Here is a 5744-nt window from a genome sequence, read left to right as displayed (position 1 = left end):
GAGCAGGGCCGCAACGGCAAAGGCAATCAGGACGACCCGCGCGCACATCGTCGATCGTGGCCGATGTCACCGTGGATAGGCTCGAATAGAGCACTGCGCGCGGGTCGTCCTGATTGCCTTTGCCGTTGCCGGCGAGGTCGTCGCTCCTGTGCGTGCGGCCGCCATGAATGAGACGGAGGCCGGTCCGGCCAAAAGCGATGCCGCGAAACCCGCTGAAACCGAGGCTGCGAGCCAGGCCGACGCCGAAGGGTTGCCCCCGGTGGAAGGCGCGATGGCCGAGCAGCCGGCCCCGGTCAAGCCGGCGGACGCGCCGGCCGCAACGTCCGCGCCGCCGGCTCCGCCGACGACGGCTCAGGCCGCGGCCGAGGCTCAAGCCTCCGCTCCTGCGCAGCCCGAAACGCCATCCGTGCCGCCTGCATCCACGCCGGCGGCCGCAGCAAGCCTCGATCCGCACGATCCCACCGATGCCGCGATGCTCAAAGCGCGCCGCCAGCTCGACCAGATCGACCAGCTACTCGGAGCCGCTCCCAAATGACCAGCGCCCAAATGAACAGCGTGAGCCAGGCCACGCCGGGACTTGCATCCGCCCAGGTCCAATCGCGGCAGCATCCTGCCGACGGCAAGGAAAACGGCGCGAATTTTGGCGAGATGGTGTATGGCGCCGAACAATCGGCGCGGCAGGCAAAGCATCCCGCCGAACCTGTGTCTTCCGATGCGCAGCCGGCGCGGCGCGCCCTCGCCGGTTCGCCCAAGCCACGACCCGATGAGGATGGCCAGAACAAGACTGCCGCGCCGAAGCCAGCGGCCGGAAAGGGCGCGAAGAATGGCGCCGAGGCTGACCATGCAAAGGCCACGGACGATGCCGATGCGGCGGCGCAATCGTCAGATAGCGCTCCGCTTCAGGACGGTTTGCCCCTGCTGATGGCGCTGGGCGACATCCGCCACTTCGCAACGTCGACAAATGCCGAGCGCGGTGGATCTTCTGTCGAGGGAGAGGCAGGAACCCAGCCCTCGATCGGTCAGGCCGCGTCTTCGCAGCTGGCGATCCGTCAAGGCAAACGCATGTTGGCCGACGCTTCCGAAGGCAGCGAGCCGTTGCCGCGATCCGGTCGCGCGACGATGGCGACCGAGAAGCCCGGGCCCGATTTCGGACAGAAACCGGCCGGCGCTGGTCCGGGCCCGGACATGTCGATCCGCAAGGACGACATCCTGTCTGGAACGCAAGGAGCCGCAACCGACGCAACGACGCCGCAAGGCTGGCGTCCGGCGGCCGCCCAGAAGACCGCGCAAACGGCGCAAGCCCTCGCATCGAACAATCAAGCCAAGCCATCCTCTGCCGCCGGGCGCCTGGATGTGGTCAGCCAGCAGAGCTTCCCCGCGCCGGCCCAAAACGCCTTCGGCCAGACGGTATCGGCGCTGGCCGAGGCGATCGCCTCGGACAGCGGCGTTCAGCAGGCCTACTCGAGCGGCCCGATCGGCTCGCACGCGACCAACTCTGTTGCCGTTTCGACACATGTCCTGAAGATCGAACTCCACCCGGCTGACCTCGGCACGGTCACCGCCAGCCTGCGTCTTTCCGGAGAGCAACTTTCGATCGAGATGAAGCCGGAAACGCACGAGGCGTACCGCCGTCTGACCGCCGACAGCGACGCCATCGTCAAGTCGCTCCGCAGTCTTGGTTTCGACGTCGATCACGTCACCATCATGCAACCCTCGATAGCGGTCCATTCGGCCGGTCGCGTCGAAGCGAGCGGCGCGCCGCCGATGTCCACGGGCCGCGAACAGCCTTCGTTCCAGCCCGGGAACTCGGGCGGCAACAGCGCCGGCGGCGATCGGCAACCGGGAAGGAACAACGGCAATGGCGCACAGGAATTCGGCCGCGCTGCTTCGCCTCTTCGCGAGCGCGCTGGCGACGATATCTATATCTAGTCTGGCCGCGACCGTCGCCAAAGCCGCGCCCAATCCTTGCGAGCCGGAAATCCTGCGCGCCGCCGATCGCTATGGCGTGCCGGCCGGTATCCTTTACGCGGTCGGCCTGACCGAAACGGGAAAGAAGGGCAGCCTTCAGCCCAATGCTTTGAATGTAGAAGGAAAGGCTGTTTTTCCGCGCAGCAGGGGCGAAGCGCTGGCGACGTTCGAGAATGCCCGCCGCGAGGGCAAGACGCTGATCGATCTCGGCTGCATGCAGATCAATCATCGCTATCATGGCGCGCAGTTCCGCAGCGTCGAGGACATGCTAGACCCGCACCAGAACGTCGACTACGCCGCGCGCTTCCTGGCGAGCCTCCACGCGCGCCACATGACTTGGTCGATGGCCGTCGCCCGCTATCATGCCGGCCCCGACAACGACCCGGCGCAGAAGGTGTATGTCTGCCGCGTCATCACCAACATGGTCGCCACCGGCTTCGGCAAATGGACGCCGAACGCCAGCGCGTTCTGCAACCAATAGTTGCTCAAGATATGCCCTTTAGTCCGCCGCGAGGGGGTTCACAGCGGCAGCCGGCAGCCCTCTATCCAGTGCCGCGAATTGACCCTTCACGGCCGGCTTTATTACGGCTCCCAAAAAAACTCCCAAGAAAATAGCTACAAGAAATGACGGTTTTTCAGGATTCACCGCACCGGATACCGCTTTCCGCACGGGGCAAGTGAGATGATTCGGAGGGCGGGCCGATGATCGTGATCGTTGATGAGCGCGAGCTCGTAACTGAGGGCTACAGCTCACTTTTCGATCGCGAGGGCGTCGCCACCGCCGGCTTCGCGCCAGGCGAGTTCGGCGAGTGGGTGAACTCTGCCGCCGACACGGATTTAAGATCGGTCAGGGCTTTCCTTATCGGCGACTGCCGCGAGGGCGCCATCTCGCCGCGCCAGATCCGCGACCGCACCGGGGCGCCGGTGATCGCGCTCAGTGAACAGCACTCGCTGGAACACACGCTCAGGCTCTTCGAGAGCGGCGTCGACGACGTCGTCCGCAAGCCCGTGCACATCCGCGAGATCCTCGCCCGCATCACCGCCATCCGCCGCCGCGCCCGCGAAGAGGCCGCCTACACCGAGGTCGGCTCGATGCGCATCTTCATGGATGGGCGCGACCCGGAGATCGACGGCGAGCCGCTGCCGCTGCCGCGTCGCGAGCGGCGCATCCTGGAGTATTTGGCCAGCAATCGCGGCCGGCGCGTGACCAAGACGCAGGTGTTCAACGCCATCTACGGCATCTTCGACGAGGAGGTCGAGGAGAACGTGGTGGAGAGCCACATCTCGAAGCTGCGCAAGAAATTGCGTGAGAAGCTCGGCCACGACCCGATCGATTCCAAGAGGTTCCTCGGCTACCGGCTAGTGTTTTGATGGTCGTCGCCGGCACATCCCGCGCCAGCCTCGCGCAAGACACGAGGCTTAGTTTTGTAGCCTCTCAGAAAGGCACCGAGGAGATGTATCGATGAGCCTCTACGGAATGATGCGCACCGGCGTCTCCGGTATGAACGCCCAGGCCAACCGCTTGTCCACGGTGGCCGACAACATCGCGAATTCCGACACCACCGGCTACAAGCGCTCCTCCGCCGAATTCTCGACGCTGATCATGCCCAGCACCGGCGGCGCCTATAATTCGGGTGGCGTCACGACGACGATCCGCTCGGCCGTCAGCTCGCAGGGTGTTCTGCAATACACCACTTCGGTCTCCGACCTCGCCGTCAACGGCGACGGCTTCTTCGTCGTGCAGGACCCGAGCGGAACGCCCTATCTCACCCGCGCCGGCGCCTTCGTTCCGGACGCTCAAGGACGCCTCGTCAACGCCGCCGGCTACCAGCTGATGGCCTACAGCTACGCCAACGGCGATCCGGCCGCGACCGCCAACGGCTTCGAAGGCCTCGTGCCGGTGCAGATTTCCGATCAGGAGATGACGGCGACGCCGAGCACGGAAGGGACATTCACCGGCAACCTGCCGGCTGGCGCCACCGCTGTCACCGCCGGCAACCTACCCACCGACAACAGCACCTCGTCACAATACACGTCGAAATCGTCGCTGGTCGCCTACGACAATCTCGGCAACAAGGTGTTGCTCGACGTCTATTTCACCAACACCGGCACCGGCACCTGGCAGGTCTCGGTGTTCGATCAGTCGAAGGCCACGGCCGGCACGTCGTTCCCCTATGCGGGCGGCGCGCTGGGTTCGGCCAATCTCACCTTCGACACCACCACCGGCAAGCTCACCGGCGCGACTACCGGCGTGTCCTTCACGGTGCCGAACGGGTCGACTCTCAACCTCGACCTCTCCAAGCTGACGCAACTCGGAACCGGCTTCACGGTCTCCGACGCCAACGTCAACGGCAATGCGCCGAGCACGATCGAAAAGATCCAGATCAGCCAGGACGGCGTCATCTACGCCCAATTCGAGGATGGCTCCACCAAGCCGCTCTACAAGATCCCGCTGGCCGACGTTCAGAGCCCCGACAACCTCACCGCGATGCCGGGCAACGTCTATGTGCAGAGCGCGGACTCAGGCGCTGTTCGCATCGGCTTTGCCAATGAAGGAAAGCTTGGCTCGGTTGTCTCGGGCGCGCTCGAAAATTCCAATGTCGATATCGCCGAGGAACTGACCAACATGATTGCGGCGCAGCGCAGCTACACCGCCAACTCGAAGGTCTTCCAGACCGGTTCCGACCTGATGGACGTCCTGGTCAACCTGAAGAGATAACCCCATCGGGCGCCAGCCCGTGAAAGACCCGCATGTCGCTTTCCACCGCATTAAGCATCGCCCAGTCGGCGCTCCTGGCCACATCCAAGCAAACCAGCGTCGTGTCGCGCAATGTGGCCGACGCGTCCAACCCGGACTATGCCCGTCGCGTCGCCGTCGTCACCAGCACGGCGCCCGGCGCGCGATCGGTGGAGATACAGCGCGCCGCCAATGATCTTCTGTTCCGGCAGAACCTTTCCGCGCTGTCGGCATGGAGCGGCCAGAGCGCGCTTTACAGCGGCATGGATCAGCTCGACCTATCGGTTAATGGTGTCGACAATGCATCGTCTGCGTCGACCGCGATCGGCAATCTGCAGCAGGCGCTGCAGCTCTACGCCACCACGCCGTCGAACCAGAATCTCGGCGCCAGCGTCATCGACGCGGCCAAGCAGGTGGTGAGCTCGCTGAACGACGGCACCACGGCGATCCAGGATTTCCGCACCCAGACGGACGGCCAGATCGCCACCGCCGTCGACGATCTCAACTCGCTGCTCAGCCAGTTCCAGGACGCCAACAAGGCCGTCATCGCCGGCACGCGCTCCGGCACGGATGTGTCGGACGCGCTCGACCAGCGGGACGCGCTTCTCAAGAAGATCGCCGAATATGTCCCGGTCTCGACCTTCACGCGCGGCGACAACGACATGGTCATCACCACCAAGGACGGCACGACGCTGTTCGAGACGGTGCCGCGGTCGGTGACCTTCACGCCCTCGGCCGGCTACACCGCCGGCACGCCCGGCAACACGATCTATATCGACAATGTGCCGCTTTCTGCAGGCACCGGCGACAATACCAGCGCCGACGGCAAGCTTGCCGGCATGCTGAAGCTGCGCGACGGCGTTGCCGCGACAATGCAGAGCCAGCTTGACGAGATCGCGCGCGGCCTGATCACGGCATTTGCCGAGACCGCGCCGTCTCAGCCCAACGCCGCAGGCCTGTTCACCTGGTCCGGCGCGCCGGCTATTCCCGCTGCCGGCACCCTGGTCGACGGCCTCGCCGGCTCGATCAGCGTCAACGC

At 65.1% G+C, this 5744-nt stretch carries 7 protein-coding genes; 6 read left to right on the top strand and 1 reads right to left on the bottom strand.

What is annotated here, in order from left to right; all coding sequences use genetic code 11:
• On the bottom strand, positions 1-373 hold a 373-nt coding region (locus tag EOA60_RS38250; RefSeq protein WP_206628142.1), incomplete at its 3' end, for a hypothetical protein.
• A 33-nt stretch (positions 374-406) separates the two neighbouring features.
• Here EOA60_RS38250 and EOA60_RS39720 point away from each other — a divergent pair.
• The 6 genes from EOA60_RS39720 to flgK all read left to right on the top strand — a co-directional run.
• The gene (locus tag EOA60_RS39720; protein ID WP_281060746.1) at positions 407-535 is read left to right on the top strand and encodes a hypothetical protein; all 129 of its coding nucleotides are present in this window, start codon (positions 407-409) and stop codon (positions 533-535) included.
• On the top strand, positions 532-1929 hold the full coding sequence (locus EOA60_RS15890; RefSeq protein ID WP_095823395.1) for a flagellar hook-length control protein FliK: 1398 nt from the start codon (positions 532-534) through the stop codon (positions 1927-1929). The genes EOA60_RS39720 and EOA60_RS15890 overlap by 4 nt, the downstream gene beginning before the upstream one ends.
• The gene (locus EOA60_RS15885) at positions 1859-2449 is read left to right on the top strand and encodes a transglycosylase SLT domain-containing protein (RefSeq protein ID WP_127241481.1); all 591 of its coding nucleotides are present in this window, start codon (positions 1859-1861) and stop codon (positions 2447-2449) included. Before EOA60_RS15890 ends, EOA60_RS15885 begins: the two co-directional genes overlap by 71 nt.
• A 221-nt stretch (positions 2450-2670) precedes the next feature.
• Positions 2671-3339: a response regulator transcription factor gene (locus tag EOA60_RS15880; RefSeq protein ID WP_067002421.1), complete on the top strand. Its 669-nt coding sequence runs from the start codon at positions 2671-2673 to the stop codon at positions 3337-3339.
• Positions 3340-3430: 91 nt separating this feature from the next.
• Positions 3431-4687: a flagellar hook protein FlgE gene (locus EOA60_RS15875; RefSeq protein WP_067002423.1), complete on the top strand. Its 1257-nt coding sequence runs from the start codon at positions 3431-3433 to the stop codon at positions 4685-4687.
• 32 nt (positions 4688-4719) lie between these two features.
• Positions 4720-5744, top strand: a 1025-nt coding sequence (flgK, locus tag EOA60_RS15870; protein WP_128311580.1) for a flagellar hook-associated protein FlgK, incomplete at its 3' end; no start/stop codon positions are given.

Origin of the sequence: Mesorhizobium sp. M1A.F.Ca.IN.020.06.1.1 (genome assembly GCF_004023265.1) — a bacterium.
Lineage (GTDB): Bacteria > Pseudomonadota > Alphaproteobacteria > Rhizobiales > Rhizobiaceae > Mesorhizobium.
This window is presented reverse-complemented; position numbering and strand designations above follow the sequence as displayed.